Origin of the sequence: uncultured Sneathiella sp. (genome assembly GCF_963976355.1) — a bacterium.
Classification (GTDB): Bacteria; Pseudomonadota; Alphaproteobacteria; order Sneathiellales; family Sneathiellaceae; genus Sneathiella.
This window is the reverse complement of the sequence record NZ_CAXBKA010000009.1, coordinates 22,208-39,981: the sequence shown is the minus strand read 5'-3', so window position 1 is coordinate 39,981 and position 17,774 is coordinate 22,208. Positions and strand designations below refer to the sequence as shown.

Below are 17,774 nucleotides of genomic sequence, written 5' to 3'. Positions count from 1 at the left end.
GGGAGCGGCGAGCCTGCCATTGCGTGCAGCTTGCCAGAGTCCTCCTTCAGAGGCAGCGTTTCAGGATGGCCCCGGAAGTATCGGCGGAGAATTCGCCGAGACGGCTCATGGTGCCGATTATCTGCATACGATCCGCAGAAATCAGGTCCATCATACGGATAGAGCCGTCAATCTGGACCAGGCCGTAGCGCTGGCCGGTCTGCCAGACGGAAGTCAGCGGTGTTCGGGCGTCTCCCTCCACATTGTGCGACAGATCCTGCGCGCCGAGGACAATTGCCCCTCCGTCTGTATTGCAAGCCGTGCTCCAGGGTCCGCGAAGGCGGAGGGGCACGGTATCATAGTCCCGCACACGCCCGTACGGGACATTGATGACCTCAGTAAAGCGTGCACGCAAATTGACGGGCTTGACAATGGGAGCGATCGGGGTCGGTCGTTTGTTTAACGCCAGCCCCGGTCCTTTCCCGTCATCGGCCATCGAGGCATAGGGAGTGACAAGGCTGTAGACAGTCAGAAAGAGCGCCAGCATCACACCGCCGAGGGCCATGCTGCCAAGCGCGAACTTGGTGTTCTTGAACAGGCGGGTTTCGCGTAAGCGCGGGGCCTCGCGGATATCCACGCGGTGATAGACATTGCGGTCCTTCTCGGGCGAGAAATAGCCGCCGAGGATGCGGACACGCGCGGCGCCCCATTCGCCGATCAGCCTGCGCGAAATCTCCTGCGCGGGATTTTCGTCGTCATAGCGGTCGAAACTGCGCCATTTCGTATCGAAAAGCGTCTGCACGACATAATGCGAGAAATGCTGGGTTGCCGGTGTCATGGTCCTGTCTCGGGGCTCGCCAAAATGGGTCTGCGCCCGAGATTAGGAAAACAGGATAAATAAACCGTTAATTTCGCACGATTTTTTATCCGCGCGCCTAGGTGACCGCGGCAACCTTGCCGTCCTCATGCATGACGATAACCGGCTCCATGCTCTCAAACACATCATCATCGAGATGGCAGAGGATCCGGTGGCCCTCCTGAAACTCCTTCAGCGGCGGCATTTCGGTCTCGCAGATGCTGCCGATCTTGCGCGGACAGCGGGTCTGGAACGGGCAGCCCGGTGGCGGATTGACCGCCGAGGGGATATCGCCCTCCAGGATGATCTGCTTCTGCTCGACCGAGGTGTCGGCAATCGGCACGGCGGATAAAAGCGCCTCCGTATAGGGGTGATAGGGCGGCGAGAACACCTCATCCGTCGTCCCCTGCTCCACGATATGGCCAAGATACATAACCACAACGCGATCAGAGAGATAGCGGACGACGCTCAAATCATGACTGATGAACAGCAGCGTTGAGCGGAGCTCGTTCTGGATTTCCGTGAGCAGCCCCGTCACCGCCGCCTGGACCGAGACGTCAAGGGCCGAGACCGGCTCATCCGCGACCACCACCGCCGGATTGCCGGCGAAGGCGCGGGCGATGCCGATGCGCTGTTTCTGGCCGCCGGAAAGCTGGCGCGGCCGCCGGTGGGCGAAGTCGCGCGGCAGTTTCACCAGATCGAGCAGGTCATTGACCTTGGCGCGGACCTTTTCCGGATCCTTCTCGACACCGAACTTGCGGATCACGCGGGCAATCTGGCTGCCGACGGAATGGGACGGATTGAGGGTGTCGAACGGGTTCTGGAACACCATCTGCAGATGACCGACGGTCTGCGCCTTGCGTTTTTGCACAGTGACATTGGCGAGGTCCTCCCCGTTGAGGATTACCTCCCCCGCCGTTGCTTCCTCCAGCCCCATCAGGACCTTGGCGAAGGTCGACTTGCCGCAGCCGCTCTCGCCGACAATGGCGACGGTTTCCGCCTCGCGCGCATCGAAGTTGATATCCTCGTTCGCTTTCACGGTCTTCACCGCATCGCCGCGGATCATGGCAATGACGGAACTCGATTTGATCTCGTAATATTTCTTCATATTCCGGACCTCGAGCACGACCTTGCCCGATTTTACGGACTTGACGGAGACCGCCTGATGATCGCCCTCGGCCCAGTCAATCTCCTCGAACCGGGCGCAGCGGACCATATGCCGCTCCTCATTCGGGACGGGGCGCATGTCGATCTTGTCCGTATTGCAGACACCCTCGGTGAAGAAAGCGCAGCGCGGCCCGAAGAAACACCCCTTGGGGCGCTGATGCGGCAGCGGCAGCTGGCCCGGAATGGGCACCAGCGGGCGCTCGTTCTTGTCGGCGCCGGGCAGCGGGATCGAGGCGAACAGGCCGCTCGTATAGGGGTGCTTCATGTCGTCGAAGACCTCATGCACGGTGCCGTCCTCCACCGCCTCGCCGGAATACATGACGGTCACCCGGTCACAGGTATCCAGGATCAGCCCGAGGTTATGGGAGATATAGATCATCGCCGTGCCGAATTCGGCCGAGATTTCCTTCACCAGCTCGACAATGCCGCGTTCCACCGTCACATCAAGCGCAGTCGTCGGCTCGTCCAGCAGCAGGAGGTCCGGCTTGGACAAGAGCGCCATGGCGATTACCACGCGCTGTTGCTGACCGCCGGAAATCTGATGCGGATAGCTGTCCATGATCCGTTTCGGATCGGGGAGCTTCACCGCCTCCAGCAGGGCCAGGGCGCGTTCCTTGGCTTCCGTCACGGTGACATCCTCATGAAAGAGCGGCACTTCGGCGAGCTGGTCCCCGATCTTCATGGACGGGTTGAGGGAGGCCATCGGTTCCTGATAGATCATGGCGATCTTGGAGCCGCGGAGCGCCCGCAATTCATCCTCCGACATGGTACGCATATCGCGGCCATGGAAGAGGATTTCCCCGCTCTTGATATAGCCGTTGGAGCCGAGATACTGCATGACGGCAAGCGCGACCGTGGACTTGCCGCAGCCGCTCTCTCCGACGATGCCGACGCCCTGCCCCGGCATCACCTTGATGTTGAAGTCGATGACCGCCGGGATTTCCCCGCCGCGCGTATCGTAGGAGATGCAGAGATTGCGGCATTCCAGAATGGGTGTCTGTTCCATTACAACTCTCCTAATCCTTCATCGATATTTCACGCAGACCGTCGGCCAGCAGGTTGAAGCCGAGCACCAGCGACGAGATGGCCGCGGCCGGCACAACCGCCATATGCCCTGCGAAACTTCCCAAAGGCTGGGTTTCCGCAATCATCTTGCCCCAGTCCGGATCGGGTGGCGGCAGCCCGAGGCCGAGATAGCCGAGCATGGCGATGGTGATGGTGGTATAGCCAAGGCGCAGGCAGGCATCGACGATGAGCGGCCCGCGGGCATTCGGCAGCAGTTCCACCAGCATGATATACATCGAGCTTTCGCCCCGCGTCTGGGCAGCGAAAATATAGTCCCGCGTTCGGAGATCGAGCACCAGCCCGCGCACGATACGCATGATGCCGGGCGCCGAGGCGAAGGTTACGGCGAGCACGATGTTGAAGCCCGTGGCGCCGAGATAGGTGATGATGATGATATAGAGCACGATCACCGGGAAGGAGAGCAGCACGTTGGAGATGAAGGAGATCACCTCGTCATACCAGCCGCCGAGATACCCCGCGACAACGCCCATGAACATGCCGACGATATAGGCGACCACCGTCGCCGTTGTCGCCCAGACCAGAACCTGCTGCGCACCAAAGATAACGCGCGAGAGAATATCCCGCCCCTTATGGTCGGTGCCAAGCCAGTAGAGGCCGCCGTCCCGCGCCTCCGACAGCGGCATCTTGAACGGCTCCAGCGGCGCATTCGGATCGTAGAGCGGCAAGACCGGCGCGAGGATGGCGAGGATCACCCAGAACAGGATCAGCGAGAGGCCGAAGATAGCGATCGGGCTTTCCCGCAGGAGGCTGATGGACTTGACCATCTTGCCGAGCGCGGAGGGCGACGTGTCGTTTGATTGAATTTCTGCCGTCATATCAACGCCCTCCCTTATGTAAACCGGATCCGCGGATTAAGCAGCGTATAGCCGATATCCGAGATGAATTGCGAGAACACGGCGACGAACACCGCGACCAGGGTACAGGCCTCGATCACATAGATGTCGCCGAACAGGGCGCCGTCGAGCAGCAGCTTCCCGAAGCCCTTATAGGCGAAGAAGACCTCGACCACGATCACGCCGGAGAGCAGCCAGTTGAGCTGCAGAATGATCACCGTGAAGGGCGCAATCAGCGCGTTACGGAGCGCATGCTTCATGATCACCCGCCGGTACGGAATGCCTTTCAGGACCGCCGTCCGGATATAGTGGGAGGTCATCACCTCCGCCATGGAGGCGCGGGTCATGCGGGCGGTATAGCCGAAGCCATACATCACCAGCACGAAGACGGGCAGGAATATCTCGGCCCAGCTGAACCCACTGGTCATCGCCGAGGTGCCGGGAAGCCACCCCAGCCAGAAGACGAATATAGCGGTAAAGAAAGTGGCCGAGGCAAATTCCGGAACAGATGTCGTCAGCACCGATCCCACCGAAACCACCCGGTCCTGCAACGATCCTTCCTTCATGCCGGCGATGACCCCGAGGGTGAGTGAGAGCGGGATCATGAAGGCCATATAGAGCCCCGCGAGAATGGCGGTATTGCCAAGACGCGGCCACAGGATTTCGGAGACCGGTACCTTGAACTGGATGGAATCGCCGAAATCGCCAACAAGGGCGTTCCCCACCCATGTGATATAACGCTCCAGGAACGGTTCGTTATAGCCGTTATTTTCAAGCCAGAGTTCGCGCTGTTCCGTGCTTGAATAGGGCCCGAGCACCTTGCCGGCAACCGCCAGCTTGTCGGTTTCGAATATGGCAAAAAGGGTAAAGGAGACGATGACCATAATCAGGGCCATGGAGATAAATCGACGGAATGCCAGTATCAGCATGAAATTGCTCCCCCCGGGGCAAAAATGTCGCTAAAAAAAGATAAGGGCGAAGTGATCGCCCTTATCAATAGTTCCCTGATTAGCTGTCAATCCAGACTTTAAAGAACTGGTGATATTGCGTCGGATGGGCCTTGAGGTTCTTGACCTTGTTATTGGCAAGGAACATTTTCGGTTGCCAGACGGGCTGCACGATAATCGCATCGCGCTGAAGGATTTCCTCCACCGTCTTCATGGCCTCTTTGCGTTTCTCCGCATCGACGATAGCTTCCGCCTTGTCCAGGGCCGCCTCGAATTCCGGATTATCATAGGCCGTTTCGTTCCATGGAACGCCCGCACGATAAGCCAGGCTCAAGACCATGGTGCCAAGCGGACGATGGGTCCAGGCAGTAAAGCCAAATGGCGCCGTCTGCCAGGTTTCCCAATATTTGGAGGCCGGCATCAGGTTGAGGTTCAGAGTGATGCCTGCAGGCGCGAGCTGTTCTTTCAGGATTTCGCATACCTGCTGCTGCCAGGGGCCGTTGGTGTTGCCAAGGTCAATCGTGATTTCAAGTCCGTCGTCATAACCTGCTTCGGCCAGCAGGAGCTTCGCTTTCTCGATATCCGGCTCCATCCGGTTAAGTCCATAATACTCAGGGTGTATGGGAGCGACATGATGATGTTCGCCAACATCGCCGCGCCCGCCAAAGACCAGCTCGTTATATTTCTCCGGATCGCAACAGAGCATGATCGCCTGACGCACCCGAATGTCGTCAAACGGCTTCTTGTCCGTGCGGAACCGCATCACACCGGTTTGCGCGGTCCGGACGTCGTAAATGGTGAAGCCCGGAATGGATTGCGCCATGCCGAGGGAGGCGATATCGAACTCATAGTTCATGTCCACCTGGTTGGAGGCAACGGCCGCAAGCTGTGCGGCGGAGGCGGCGCCGTGATCGTAGTAATCAATGCCGTCGAGGTAGACTTCACCGTCCCAATAGGGCTGGTCCACCCGGCGGAGGATAGCTTTCTCGCCAACCACGAATTCCGTCAGAGTAAACGGTCCGGTGCCGTTCGGCTCTTTCGACAGGTCGCCCTTGAAACCGCGATGCACGATGGCGGTTGGATAATTGTAGAAATTCTCTGGAATGGAGAGAACCGCGTTGTTGAGGTTGAGGCGAACCGTATGGTCATCGACCTTTTCAACCGCACCTGGTGTCATGGATTTCTTGGCGTTCTCCCCTTCCCCTTCAGTCGTCACCATGGAGGCAAACAGGCCGATGTTGGAGGAGCCGACCGCCGGATCGAGCCAGCGGGTAATATTGAACACAACGTCATCGGCGTTGAAGTCATCGCCGTTATGCCATTTCACGCCCTGGCGCAGCTTGAAGGTCCAGGTCTTGAGATCGTCCGAGGCGGTCCAGCTTTCCGCAAGATACGGGCGCGTCACGTTATCCGGACCGGTGATCGTCAGATATTCAATAATCTGGCGGGCAATGTTGGATTTTTCGTTCCATGAGTAGGTTGCCGGATCGGCCATTTCCTGAACCGGCATGGAGCATTTGAGGATACCGCCCTTTTTTGGTTCGGCCGCTTTTGCCTCCAGAGTCGGGTCGGCAACTCCGACGATTGAGTATGCCGCCGCGGCGGAGAGGCCCAGCAATGTCGAGGTTCTGAGAAACTCGCGGCGGTCCATCTTGCCATTCTTGAACTGTTCGGTTACGTCCTTGATTTTGGGATGAACGCGCCCCGGCGCTTCATGATCCATTTTCTTGCCTGTCATCTTGGGTAACTCCCTATCCGTTGTTTTATCGCATCTTGTTTACTTGCCAAAACTTGTCTCACTCGGTTGATTTTCGCATTTTTTCAGCGGCCTTTTTGTTCATTTTACGACCATATTTTTCCTGCCGAATTCAAATAATGCCGCAATTTCAACTATTTTGTCCTTCTTTAGTCTTAAGCATAGTGAAACTCCGGCCGTGTCGTCAATGAGAATGGAGAAAAATATTATATACCTGAATAATCATAGTATAAATTCACTGAAGGCAAATATATCCAAGTAAATAAAATATATAACAAATCCAAAATATTTTCTGATACTTAATTATGGCTGCCGGTACTAGGCATGTTTTTTCGTTGCATAATTCCGATCATGGAAAATCCGGAATTCCATGTTTGTTTATTTCAATTTAGTTAAATTTTGCGGCATCCGGCCGCTGCGCTCCCTTCGCAAACATGCTCCGGAAGAAGACCGCCTCCGTACCTTCTCCCTTCCTGAAGGATAAGAGGAGAAGACGCGAAGTCAAATGCCGCCGGACAGGATAGACCGGCATTCATAAAAAAAGCGGCGAGTCACCGGGCGGCCTCATGCCTGAAAATATGAGGCTTTCTAAAATATTTAGATAGTAATTTTCTATTTATATTTTATCTAAATAAATAATTGAAATTAATTATCTCAATAATATTTAATTTTATATAATAAATATTTAAATTTTTAATTGGATATAAAATAATGAAAGCATTTTTATTGAACTATTTTTCGAAACGTTTGGGTAAAACACCGCGGATTAATCCGCTCCAGTTTTACCGGGCAGATTTTGTGAAGCCATTTTCCATCATTGCCCATAGCAAGAATTTTGAGCCGGAGAATTTCCGCCTGCTCGACAGCCGCACGCCCGATCGTAAGGGGTGGCTGGATATCTACGGACATTCCGCCAAAACCGGCAATGTTGAAGATATAGAAAAATTGTTTCCATACCCGGACGATGTCGACTTGTGCAGCGTACTCGTTTTCCTTGATAAGGCCGATAATGAAGGGGATAAAGTTCTGGATAAACAGCCGGAAGTACTGCACCCGATGTCGGTCGACGACATCATGGACATGTTCAACGAAAACTATGACGATCTGGAAAAAAAGATCGGCGCCGAAAAAATTTCGGAGATTAAACCGGAAGTCGCGGCGGCGAAGTTACTGGGCAAGAATATCCGGTTTGGAACATGCGCGGCCGCTACTTACAGCAAAGAGCACGGAAAGTATCTCCTGCAGGAACTCGCGAACCGGCTTGGTGTCTATATTATGGGGGCGACCCACAATACCTATGTAAAAGAAAAGCAGTTTCTCCCAAATCCTGACAAGCAAAAGGGGGATCTGTACGTTGCCCCCTATTTCGGGGACTGGGTGTTGTTCAAGCCCGGTGGCGACCCGTTTGCCGACAAGCCATACAGGGTTTTGGGCTACCGGAACTCCGCGAACGAGCAAGTGACAAAAACAGGAATGGTCGTCAATAAAGCATACTCGGAACCGGATTGGCCCGAACTATGGCTGAATGTCTGCACGGATCACGCAGAAGAGCTTATCGCGCAGGATCAGGAAGAGGAAAAGAAGGCGAAAATGAACAAGATCGTCAGCAGCTTTGGTGGTCTGTTTGAGTCCGATTACGTAATCGCGCCCGATCCGGATAACCTGGAAATCAAGGTCGTGGCTGACCCGGACGATGATGACATGCCTGAGAAGGATGAGAAATCCGCGGCAAAGGAAACGCCGAAGGAAAAAGATCAGTCCACAAAAAACACTGACAAGTAATCCGGCGCAAAATCTGTCCAATCCGTGCGGGTCGGTGCGACCTCGCTGAAGGGATTTTTTGCAAATTTACAGTGCACTCTGAAAAATGACCACGACATAATTCCCTGATTTGGGAAATGAGTAAATCGGGTATTGGTACCCTTGGCTTCGCTTAATTTTATTTTATCAAAATATTCAAAAGAAGGATTTTAAGATGAAAGCTTTTTTACTAAGTTATATGAAGAAACAATCTTTAAATAAGGCTGGCACTATTGCGCCGGCTTTCCTGAGGTTTACAGCGGCAAAGCCGTTTTCAATCGTCGCCTTCAGCAAAAGAGTGCCGGAGGACAGTGCCCATCTCTACAACAGCAATGTGGATGAGCGAGACAAATGGCTGGATATATGTGGTCATAGCATCGCGCTTGGCAGTTATTATCTGGATCCCCTATATCCTTTGAAACCATTGCCAAATGATTATGACCTGCTGAATGTATTAATGTTCTACAGCGAAGAACATTATGAAGACGGACCGGAAATCGAAAAGAAGAACGTCGTGGTTAATCCTATGTCCGTTGATGATATCGTTGATATTTTCAACGGGAATATTGACGATCTCAAAAAAAAGGTTGGCGAGAAAAAAGCGACTGAGATATCCGGCGAGGCGGCAAAAGTGATGATCGAGGGGCGTCACCTCAGAATAGCAACCTGTGCCCCGGCAGTATTCAGCAAGACTCACCAGAGGCACCTGCTGCAGGATCTCGCCAACAAGCTCAATCGCTACATAATCGCGCCAAATTTTTATACTCACACTGGCATGAAAGGCCTTCCCAAATACACTTTCCGGACGCCCTCAGTGCAGCGCAATCCTAAGGAAAATGTGCAGGATGCCTACCTTTACATAAATGAATTCTTGGGTGACTGGGTTCTCTACAGGCCCGGTGGAGATCCAACTGCAGCCCGGCCCTACCGAATATTGGGCTATAGAGATGAATTTGGCAATCCGACCGACAAAAGCGGCACACGGATCAACCCGGCGAATGAAACGGGCGTCAATGAATATCTGGAAATCTGTACGGACCATGCCGAAATGCTGATCGAGCAGGATAGAACTGGCGTTAGCGAAGAGCTTGAGAATAAGCAGAAAGAAGCCCTTGCGGAAGTCATGAGTTACATTGATAAGTTAATTGCGTCCGACAAAAAGCAGAATATGGTGAAAAAGCGGAATAAAATGATGGACGAACTGGCCTCTCTTGATGACTATGCGGACTATATCCAGTTCAAAGATGATGACGAAAGTGACATTGGCGTAAAAATCGAACCGTTAGTGACGCTCGAAAAGCAGGACATGAGCAAGATGGATGATTTGGAATAAGTGATCCGGCTGTATCGACACTCATATTTACAAAAACGAACAGCCCGGCATCTGCCGGGCTTTCAGTTTATTTCGTTCTTATCCAAAAAATGCCTATCGCCAGCAAGCCTGTGACGCCGTGAATTTACATTATCAAAGCGAGCCGGTATAACAGGCTCAACACGCTTGAAAAAACAACAAGAACAAGATGGAGCCGTTATGCAGCGCGAACTTTTCAGTGAAGAACATGAGCTTTTCCGGGCCTCCGCCCGCCGCTTTGTCGAGGAGCGGATCGTCCCCTTCCATGCCCAGTGGGAAAAGGACGGGCAGGTCAGCCGCGAGGTCTGGCTGGAAGCCGGAGAAGCCGGTTTCCTCTGTACATCGGTGCCGGAAGAATATGGCGGCGTTGGTGGCGATTTCCTGTTCGGCGCGATCTTCCTGGAGGAGCTGGCGCGCGCCGGAACCAGCGGCCCCTCCTTCCATCTGCATTCGGAGATTGTCGCGCCCTATCTCATCCATTACGGCACGGAAGAACAGAAAAAGCATTGGCTGCCAAAGCTGGTGAAGGGCGAGGTTATCGTTGCCGTCGGCATGACGGAGCCCGGCGCGGGGTCCGATCTTCAGAATATCCGCACCACGGCCATTGCCGATGGCGATGACTATGTCATCAACGGCCAGAAGGTCTTTATCAGCAACGGACAGATTGCCGATCTCGTGGTGCTCGCCTGCAAGACGGACCCGGCCGCGGGCGGCAAGGGTGTTTCCCTCGTGCTGGTCGAAGGGGATCGCGAGGGCTTTTCCCGCGGCCGCAACCTCGAGAAAGCCGGATACAAGGCGCAGGATACGTCGGAGCTCTTCTTCAACGATGTCCGGGTACCGAAATCCAACCTCCTCGGGGAAGAGGGGCGCGGCTTCAGGCAGCTCATGCAGATGCTGCCGCAGGAACGGCTCGTGATCGCCGTGCGCTCCGCCACTAGCATCGAGACCGCGCTCGACTGGACCGTTGAATACACGAAAGAGCGCAAGGCCTTCGGCCAGAGCGTCGCCGATTTCCAGAATACCCGCTTCAAGCTGGCCGAGATCAAGGCCAAGGCGGTGATGATGCGCGCCTTTGTCGATCGCTGCGTCGCCGCGCATCTGAAGGGCGAACTCGATGCGGTCACCGCCGCCATGGCGAAGATGCAATCGACGGAGATCCTCTGGGAGGTTCTCGATGACTGTGTGCAGCTGCATGGCGGTTACGGCTATATGTGGGAATATCCGGTCTGCCGCGCCTGGGCCGACAACCGCATGGCCCGCATCGCCGGTGGCACGACCGAGATCATGAAAGAGATCATCAGCCGCGATCTTCTCGCGGACTGATCGCACGGCCCGGCAGGATCAACCGTCAACAACCTCAGTGAACCGGTCGAGCATGAGCGCCCAGCCGCCTTCATGTTCTTTGCGCATATTCATGCCGCCGAACCAGGCCGCCTGTTCGTGACAGATAAGAAGAGTGCCGCTGCCCTCCGGCCGGAATTCGATCGTATGCAGGGAACAGGACATAACCGCCCCGCCCACGCTGACCATAACCGTAGAAATGATCCGCTGTTCCTCAAGGACATCGAGATAGCGGATCTCAAAGGCGGCGACGATGGCGCCGTCCTGTCGCATTTCGCTATGCTCGACACCGCCGGCGCGAAAATCGAAATTTTCATAGACCATCTCCATTCCTTCGGGCGTGGGTTCCCATTTCTTGCGGGATTCCGTATCCGTCCAGGCGGCAAACACGCGCGCGGGCGCCGCTTTCAGGACGCGGCTGACGGAAATGGTATCATGATGGGCAATTGGTAGTTCTGTCATTTGTTTCCCTAGCTTAGCTGTTGGTTGTCGAGGTAATTTTCGAGGGCGTCGAGACGTTTCTCCCACAGGGTGCGGCGGTCGGAGAGCCACTCCTCGATCATCTTGAATGCGTCCGGCCGGAGATAACAGGTCCGCACGCGCCCGACCTTCTTGCTGGTAATGATGTTGCCCTTCTCCAGTATGGAGAGGTGCTGCAAGAAGGACGGCAGCGCCATCTGAAAGGGTGTCGCCAGTTCCGCGACCGTTGCCGGCCCCTCGCACAGGCGATCGACCACGGCCCGCCGCGTTGGATCGGCAAGCGTGCGGAAGATGTTATCGATATGATCGTCATAGTTAGGCATAAGGCTAACTAATATCTTTTTCGTAGCCCTGTCAAGATCAGTTAGGTTTTTCCCTAACTTTTTAATCCATCAATTTTCATCCCTTTTCATCCGGCAGTTTATTTTCACCTTGATTTAAACATAACATGTTATATATCTTGTTATGTAAATAACAGCGGGAGGCATCATGGTTGAAGATTTTGTCCGCCATAAGGGGTATCTCACCCTCGGTACACGGCTGAAACGCATCGGCGATATGTTGCAGGCGGATGTCCAGCAACTTCTCGACAGCGAGAGTGTCGCCATCCAGACCGGGCAGTATCCGCTGATCGCGGCGCTTGACGAGTTCGGGCCGCTGACCGTCGGCGAGCTTGCGGAGGCCCTTGGTGTCAGTCAGCCCGGCATCACCCGGAGTGTCGGCCAGCTTGTGAAACAGGGCGTCGTGACGGTGGAGCGCGGCGAGAAGGACCAGCGCACCAAGGTCGTTACCCTCGCCCCGGCGGGTCAGGCCATGGTCGATCGCGGCAAGCGCGACCTGTGGCAGGTGATTGACCGCAGCCTCGCCGATATCTGCGGAGAGGACACCACGCCACTGCTCGACGAGCTTGACCGGCTGGAGACAGCGCTCGCCTATAAATCCCTCTACCGCCGCATGCGGGAGACGGCGCCAAGGAAGGAGACGGTCAATGACTGAGCATATCCTCGACCGGCCGATCTGGAACAGCCTGACCACCCTGCATGCCCGCTTTGCCACCGGCGACGGCGCCGCCCGGCGCTTTAAGGAGACTATCAGCATCTTCGCAGGACAGAAGGATGAGAGCGCGGAAAGTTTAGACGCCCTCGCCCGGCTTGTGCCGCCGGACGGCAACCTTTTCCTGATCCAGGTGGCGCCGGTGGTGCTGCCCGATGGTATCCAATCCGCCATGACCGGCGAAGGATGCCAGATGCTGCTGGAAACGCTGAACGCACCCAAGGTGAAGGCCCATCGGATCGAGCGGCTCGGCGCGGCGGACGCGAAAGAAATGTATGACCTTGCCATGCTGACAAAGCCCGGGCCGTATCTTATGGATACCCGCCTGCTCGGCGATTTCTGGGGGGTCAAGGAAGGCGGCAAGCTTATCGCCATGGCCGGGGAGCGTTTCCGCCACAAGGGTTTTGCGGAGATCAGCGGCGTCTGCACCCATCCCGATCATCTCGGACGCGGCCTCGCCCATGAGCTCTGCGTTCATGTCGCGGAGCAAATTCTCGCGCGCGGGGAGCATCCATATCTGCAGGTGTTCGCCACCAACACCCGCGCCATCCGGGTCTATGAGAACCTGGGTTTCCGGACGCGGGCGCGGGTCAATGCGGTGATGCTGGAGAAGGCCTGAATTTTGCGCCGCCCTCTTGCCCTTTCTCGCCCTCTATATTATCTAGGGGGCAAGAGGGACGACCCTTTCCGCTGGATTTTTTCCGGGACGACCCGGCCATTATGAGGAGACAGGAAATGGCCTGGTTTTATCTCGTTGCGGCGGGACTTCTTGAAATTGTTTGGGCCTATTCAATGAAGCAATCCGCAGGTTTTTCACGCCTGACGCCCAGTATCATCACCCTTGTGACCATGACCGCAAGTTTCGGATTGCTCGCCCTAGCCATGCGGTCCCTCCCCCTCGGCACCAGCTATATGGTCTGGACCGGGATCGGCGCGATCGGCGCGTTCTTGGTCGGCATCTTCGTGCTGGGGGAACTGATCACCCCGATGCGGACGGCGGCGGCGCTGCTGATCGTCTCCGGCCTCGTCCTGATGCAGCTTTCCAGCAATGGCTAGTCTCCTGCAACCGCCCGGACCCTACAGCCCGCCACCGGTGCGGCCGGAAGATATCGTCTATGAGGATGAGTATCTGCTGGCCCTCAACAAGCCGAGCGGGCTGCTCTCGGTGCCGGGTCGCGGCGGGGATCTCGCGGATTGCGCCGAAGCGCGGGCGAAGGCGCAGGATCGCAACGCGCGGACGGTGCACCGCCTCGATATGGACACCTCCGGCCTCCTGCTGTTCGGCAAGGGGGCGGAGATGCACCGGCGCTTAAGCAAGATGTTCGCCGCCCGCGACGTTGAAAAGCGCTATCTCGCCTGGGTGCAGGGTGTGATGGTGGCGGAGGCTGGCGAGATCGACCTGCCGCTCGCCGTGGACTGGCCGAACCGGCCGAAACAGAAGATTGATGCCGAGGGCGGCAAACCCTCCCTCACCCGCTGGCAATTGCTGGAAAGCTCAAAGGATGCCAGCCTGCTCGCGCTTACCCCCGAAACCGGGCGGACGCATCAGCTCCGCCTGCATTGCGCCGCCATCGGTCATCCGATCCTGGGCGACCGGATCTATGCAACAAACGAGGCATTCGCCCGCGCCCCGCGCTTGCAGCTGCATGCCGAGCGGCTTGTTTTTCATCATCCGGAGACGGGGGCGGAGATGAGGCTGACGGCACCCTCTCCGCTCACCGGGCCAACTGCCCCGGACGCCTCCTGAAAAACAGCCTTGAAATCCTGCCCCCCTCGGTCATACTGCTGTATTGTCCCGACATCTTGAGAAAGAGGGAGATGACATATGGAAACGGAAACCGCCACCGCAGCCGACCCCGCCCCCGGTTTCGCCAAGAACCCGGCCTATAAAATCATCCTTGAGCGTCCGGCGCGGGAATATGTCGCGATGCTTCAGGGGGACGTCATTGCAAAAAGCAGCAAGGTCATCCTCTTGAAGGAAGGCACCTATCCGCCTGTCGTCTATTTCCCGCCCGAGGATGTCCGCCTCGATCAGGCGACGATGACCGAGAAGGACACCTATTGTCCCTATAAGGGCATTGCCAGCTACTGGAATTTCGGGCGCGAGAAGAATATCGCCTGGTCCTATGAGGAGCCGTTCCGTGAAATGCTGGACATCAAGGGCTATCTCGCCTTTTATACCGACCGGCTGGACGATCCGCTGAACTAGGCTGTCCGCCGTATTTCAACAAAAACAAGAAAAGAGCCGTCAGTCATGGGTCAGGTCCGGAATATCCTTTTCATCATGTGTGACCAGCTGCGCGCGGACTATCTCCGCTGCACCGGTCATCCGACGATCAACACCCCGCATATCGACGCGCTCGCCAATGACGGCGCCGTCTTTACCCATGCCTATTGTCAGGCGCCGGTCTGCGGCTCGTCGCGCATGTCTTTCTATACGGGGCGCTATGTGCAGTCCCATGGCGCGACCTATAACGGCGTCCCGCTCCGCGTCGGGGAACAGACCCTCGGCGATCATATGCGCGATCTCGGCGTGACCACCGGGCTGATCGGCAAGACCCATATGGCGGCGGATCAGGAGGGGATGAAACGCCTCGGCCTCAGCCGCGAGACGATCGAGGGGACCCGCGCCGCTGAATGCGGGTTCGAGCCGTGGGAGCGCGACGACGGCCTGCATCCCGATAGCGGCACCGATCCCAACCTCGCCTATAATGTATATCTCCGCGAGCAGGGCTATGAGGGGGATAATCCGTGGCATACATACGCCAATTCCGGCCTTGATGAGAACGGCGAGGTGGCGAGCGGCTGGCTGCTCCGCAATGCGCATCTGCCCGCCCGGGTGAAGCCGGAGCATTCGGAAACCGCCTATATGACGGACCGGGCGATTGCGAAGATTTCCGATCTTGGCGAGACGCCCTGGTGCCTGCATCTCAGCTATATCAAGCCGCACTGGCCCTATATCGTGCCCGCCCCCTATCACAATATGTATTCAGAGGCGGACGTGATCGTCGCCAATCGCGGCGAGAAGGAACGGCAGGACCCGCATCCGGTGGTCGAGGCCTTCATGGGCCATGAGGAAAGCCGCAATTTCTCCGATGAGGAAAAGCGCCGCCATGTCATCCCCGCCTATATGGGGCTGATCACGGAGATTGACGATAATATCGGCCGCCTGATGGCCTTCCTTGAGAAGGAAGGACGGTGCGAGGATACGCTGATCGTGCTGACCAGCGACCATGGCGATTATCTTGGCGATCACTGGCTTGGCGAGAAGGAACTCTTTCACGAGGAAAGCGTGCGCATCCCGCTCATCGTCCGGCATCCGGGCGATGAATGCAACCGCACCCGCGGCAGCCAGATCAATGCGCTGACCGAGGCGATCGACCTGATCCCGACCTTTGTCGAGGCTCTGGGCGGCACGCCGAAATCCCATGTACTGGAGGGGAAATCCTTCCTGCCGCTGCTGAAGGGCGGCAACCCGTCGGAATGGCGCGACATGGTGGTGAGCGAGGTGGACTATGCCTGGCGCGGGGCGCGGCTCGCCCTCAAGCTCAAGCCGGATGAAACCCGCGGCTATATGCTGCGCACGGAGCGCTGGAAATATATCTCCTATGACAATTTCCGCCCGCAGCTTTTCGATCTGGTGAAGGACCCGAACGAGCTGATCGACCTCGGCACCAGCAATCTGCATGCGGAAATCCGCACCCAGATGGAAGAGGCGCTGAATGCCTGGCTGCGCCAGCGGCGCAACCGCACCACCGTTGCCTTGGAGGATATCGAGAAAAAGACCGATAACGCCAAGGTGCGCGGCATCATCTATGGGGAATGGTAAGGGCTTTCCGGCACTTCTTCCGCATTTCTCCGAGCGCTCCAAAAGCCGGCCAGTAAAGCGCCGGAGACGATATGCCATATGCTGAAGAGCGCGCCCGGCAAGGCGGAAAGCGGCGAGAAATAGATCACCGCGAGCGCAACGCTGAGGCCGGAATTCTGCATCCCGACCTCAAACGAAAGGGTGCGGCAGGTTTTCTGGTCGAACCCCAGCAGCCGCGGTATCCAGAATCCGCAGACAAGGCCGCAGCCGTTGTGCAGAATCACGGCAACGAGGATCATCAGACCCGCCGTTGCCAGGCTGTCGCGGTTCAGGGCGACGACAATGGCGATGCCGACAAGAATCGCCGCACAGGCAATTGCCGGTAGCGCCACCTTCACCGGTGCCAGAAATCGTTCGAAATACCGGTTGATCAGGACGCCGAGGGCGATCGGCAGGAGCACGATCTGAGCAAGGCTGAACAGCATGCCGCTGGCATCGACAGGAACGGTTCGGCCAATCAGAAGCCAGGTCAAAGCCGGCGTCGCCAGCACGGCAAGCAGGGTCGAGACGATCGTCATGCTTACCGACAGGGCGACATCGGCCCTCGCGAGGAAGGCCATGACGTTGGAAGCCGTGCCTCCGGGACTGGCCCCGAGCAGCACCATACCGGCAATCAATTCACCTGGCATGTCCAGCGCATATCCGATGACAAAAGCCGCGAGCGGCATGATGCCATATTGCAGGAGCATGCCGAGGCCGATACTTTTTGGGCGGGTCAGAACGCGGCGAAAATCCTCTGGCTTCAGAGTCAGTCCCATTGAGAACATGATGATGACAAGCAAGGGGACAATTCCGCCGCGATATGGCGCGAAGACTTCGGGCCAGACATAAGCTACGATCGCGGTGACCACCGCCAGCAAGGGAAAAAGAAACGAAATCCTGCTTATGACCATAGGCTCCGAAAGTTGATGTCAGGGCTGGCAAAGCATAGGCGATCGATCTGCGGATAGCAATCCGTTCGATGCAGGATTTGGTGGGGGTGCGTCCAGTCTATCCGGCTTCTTCATCCGGCAATCCGACATACTGCTCGGCGGTGAAATCGGTGCGGATGCAACCGAGGACATGGTCGGAGCAGACATGATGGAGAATGATGTTGCTGGTCCCCTGTTTGTTCAGCAGCTGTCCGAGCAGAAGGCCCGGGGAATTGCACCCGACAACTGCAACTTGCGTTTTATAATTATTTCCCGCTGACGGCATTGCCGCTTGTCTGCGGGCCCGATTGGAGGGATAGTATCCCGAACCCCGGCCCGGATCGGG

18 protein-coding genes are annotated in these 17,774 nt (G+C 56.6%); 9 read left to right on the top strand and 9 right to left on the bottom strand.

Going from position 1 to position 17,774, the window contains the following annotated elements:
- Positions 1-46: 46 nt before the first annotated feature.
- From AAC599_RS17160 to AAC599_RS17140, 5 genes are all read right to left on the bottom strand, one after another.
- Positions 47-817, bottom strand: coding sequence for a hypothetical protein (locus AAC599_RS17160; RefSeq protein ID WP_340151632.1), 771 nt, complete (start codon positions 815-817; stop codon positions 47-49).
- Positions 818-914: 97 nt separating this feature from the next.
- Positions 915-3,008 carry an ABC transporter ATP-binding protein gene (locus AAC599_RS17155; RefSeq protein WP_340151631.1) on the bottom strand — a complete coding sequence of 698 codons (2,094 nt, stop codon included), beginning with the start codon at positions 3,006-3,008 and terminating at the stop codon, positions 915-917.
- Positions 3,009-3,018: 10 nt separating this feature from the next.
- Entirely contained in the window at positions 3,019-3,903 is an 885-nt protein-coding gene (locus AAC599_RS17150) for an ABC transporter permease (RefSeq protein ID WP_340151630.1), read from the bottom strand.
- A gap of 14 nt (positions 3,904-3,917) precedes the next feature.
- Positions 3,918-4,850, bottom strand: coding sequence for an ABC transporter permease (locus tag AAC599_RS17145; RefSeq protein ID WP_340151629.1), 933 nt, complete (start codon positions 4,848-4,850; stop codon positions 3,918-3,920).
- 79 nt (positions 4,851-4,929) lie between these two features.
- Complete coding sequence (locus AAC599_RS17140) at positions 4,930-6,606, bottom strand: ABC transporter substrate-binding protein (RefSeq protein ID WP_340151628.1); 1,677 nt, start codon at positions 6,604-6,606, stop codon at positions 4,930-4,932.
- A 729-nt stretch (positions 6,607-7,335) separates the two neighbouring features.
- Between AAC599_RS17140 and AAC599_RS17135 the strand changes: the two genes are divergently transcribed.
- The 3 genes from AAC599_RS17135 (at position 7,336) to AAC599_RS17125 (ending at position 11,098) form a co-directional block, all read left to right on the top strand.
- On the top strand, positions 7,336-8,406 hold the full coding sequence (locus AAC599_RS17135) for a hypothetical protein (protein WP_340151627.1): 1,071 nt from the start codon (positions 7,336-7,338) through the stop codon (positions 8,404-8,406).
- 193 nt (positions 8,407-8,599) lie between these two features.
- A complete protein-coding gene (locus tag AAC599_RS17130; protein ID WP_340151626.1) occupies positions 8,600-9,757 on the top strand; it encodes a hypothetical protein in 1,158 nt (385 codons plus the stop codon).
- A 198-nt stretch (positions 9,758-9,955) separates the two neighbouring features.
- The gene (locus AAC599_RS17125) at positions 9,956-11,098 is read left to right on the top strand and encodes an acyl-CoA dehydrogenase family protein (protein WP_340151625.1); all 1,143 of its coding nucleotides are present in this window, start codon (positions 9,956-9,958) and stop codon (positions 11,096-11,098) included.
- Between the two features lie 18 nt (positions 11,099-11,116).
- Here AAC599_RS17125 and AAC599_RS17120 read toward each other — a convergent pair whose 3' ends face one another.
- Positions 11,117-11,578: an SRPBCC domain-containing protein gene (locus AAC599_RS17120; RefSeq protein ID WP_340151624.1), complete on the bottom strand. Its 462-nt coding sequence runs from the start codon at positions 11,576-11,578 to the stop codon at positions 11,117-11,119.
- A gap of 8 nt (positions 11,579-11,586) precedes the next feature.
- Positions 11,587-11,919 carry a metalloregulator ArsR/SmtB family transcription factor gene (locus tag AAC599_RS17115; protein ID WP_340151623.1) on the bottom strand — a complete coding sequence of 111 codons (333 nt, stop codon included), beginning with the start codon at positions 11,917-11,919 and terminating at the stop codon, positions 11,587-11,589.
- 166 nt (positions 11,920-12,085) lie between these two features.
- On the opposite strand from AAC599_RS17115, the gene AAC599_RS17110 reads away from it, so the two are divergent.
- The 6 genes from AAC599_RS17110 to AAC599_RS17085 all read left to right on the top strand — a co-directional run bounded on the left by AAC599_RS17110 (position 12,086) and on the right by AAC599_RS17085 (position 16,478).
- A complete protein-coding gene (locus tag AAC599_RS17110; protein WP_340151622.1) occupies positions 12,086-12,592 on the top strand; it encodes a MarR family transcriptional regulator in 507 nt (168 codons plus the stop codon).
- A complete protein-coding gene (locus AAC599_RS17105) occupies positions 12,585-13,268 on the top strand; it encodes a GNAT family N-acetyltransferase (RefSeq protein ID WP_340151621.1) in 684 nt (227 codons plus the stop codon). Before AAC599_RS17110 ends, AAC599_RS17105 begins: the two co-directional genes overlap by 8 nt.
- Positions 13,269-13,384: 116 nt before the next feature.
- Positions 13,385-13,705 (top strand): SMR family transporter, encoded by a 321-nt coding sequence (locus AAC599_RS17100; RefSeq protein WP_340151620.1) that lies wholly within the window; start codon positions 13,385-13,387, stop codon positions 13,703-13,705.
- Positions 13,698-14,396: an RluA family pseudouridine synthase gene (locus AAC599_RS17095; RefSeq protein WP_340151619.1), complete on the top strand. Its 699-nt coding sequence runs from the start codon at positions 13,698-13,700 to the stop codon at positions 14,394-14,396. The genes AAC599_RS17100 and AAC599_RS17095 overlap by 8 nt, the downstream gene beginning before the upstream one ends.
- Positions 14,397-14,474: 78 nt before the next feature.
- Complete coding sequence (locus AAC599_RS17090) at positions 14,475-14,858, top strand: DUF427 domain-containing protein (protein ID WP_340151618.1); 384 nt, start codon at positions 14,475-14,477, stop codon at positions 14,856-14,858.
- Between the two features lie 45 nt (positions 14,859-14,903).
- Positions 14,904-16,478 (top strand): sulfatase-like hydrolase/transferase, encoded by a 1,575-nt coding sequence (locus AAC599_RS17085; RefSeq protein WP_340151617.1) that lies wholly within the window; start codon positions 14,904-14,906, stop codon positions 16,476-16,478.
- Here AAC599_RS17085 and AAC599_RS17080 read toward each other — a convergent pair.
- Positions 16,463-17,410 (bottom strand): bile acid:sodium symporter family protein, encoded by a 948-nt coding sequence (locus tag AAC599_RS17080; RefSeq protein WP_340151616.1) that lies wholly within the window; start codon positions 17,408-17,410, stop codon positions 16,463-16,465. The genes AAC599_RS17085 and AAC599_RS17080 overlap by 16 nt on opposite strands.
- A 97-nt stretch (positions 17,411-17,507) precedes the next feature.
- The gene (locus tag AAC599_RS17075; protein WP_340151615.1) at positions 17,508-17,714 is read right to left on the bottom strand and encodes a hypothetical protein; all 207 of its coding nucleotides are present in this window, start codon (positions 17,712-17,714) and stop codon (positions 17,508-17,510) included.
- Positions 17,715-17,774 lie beyond the last annotated feature (60 nt).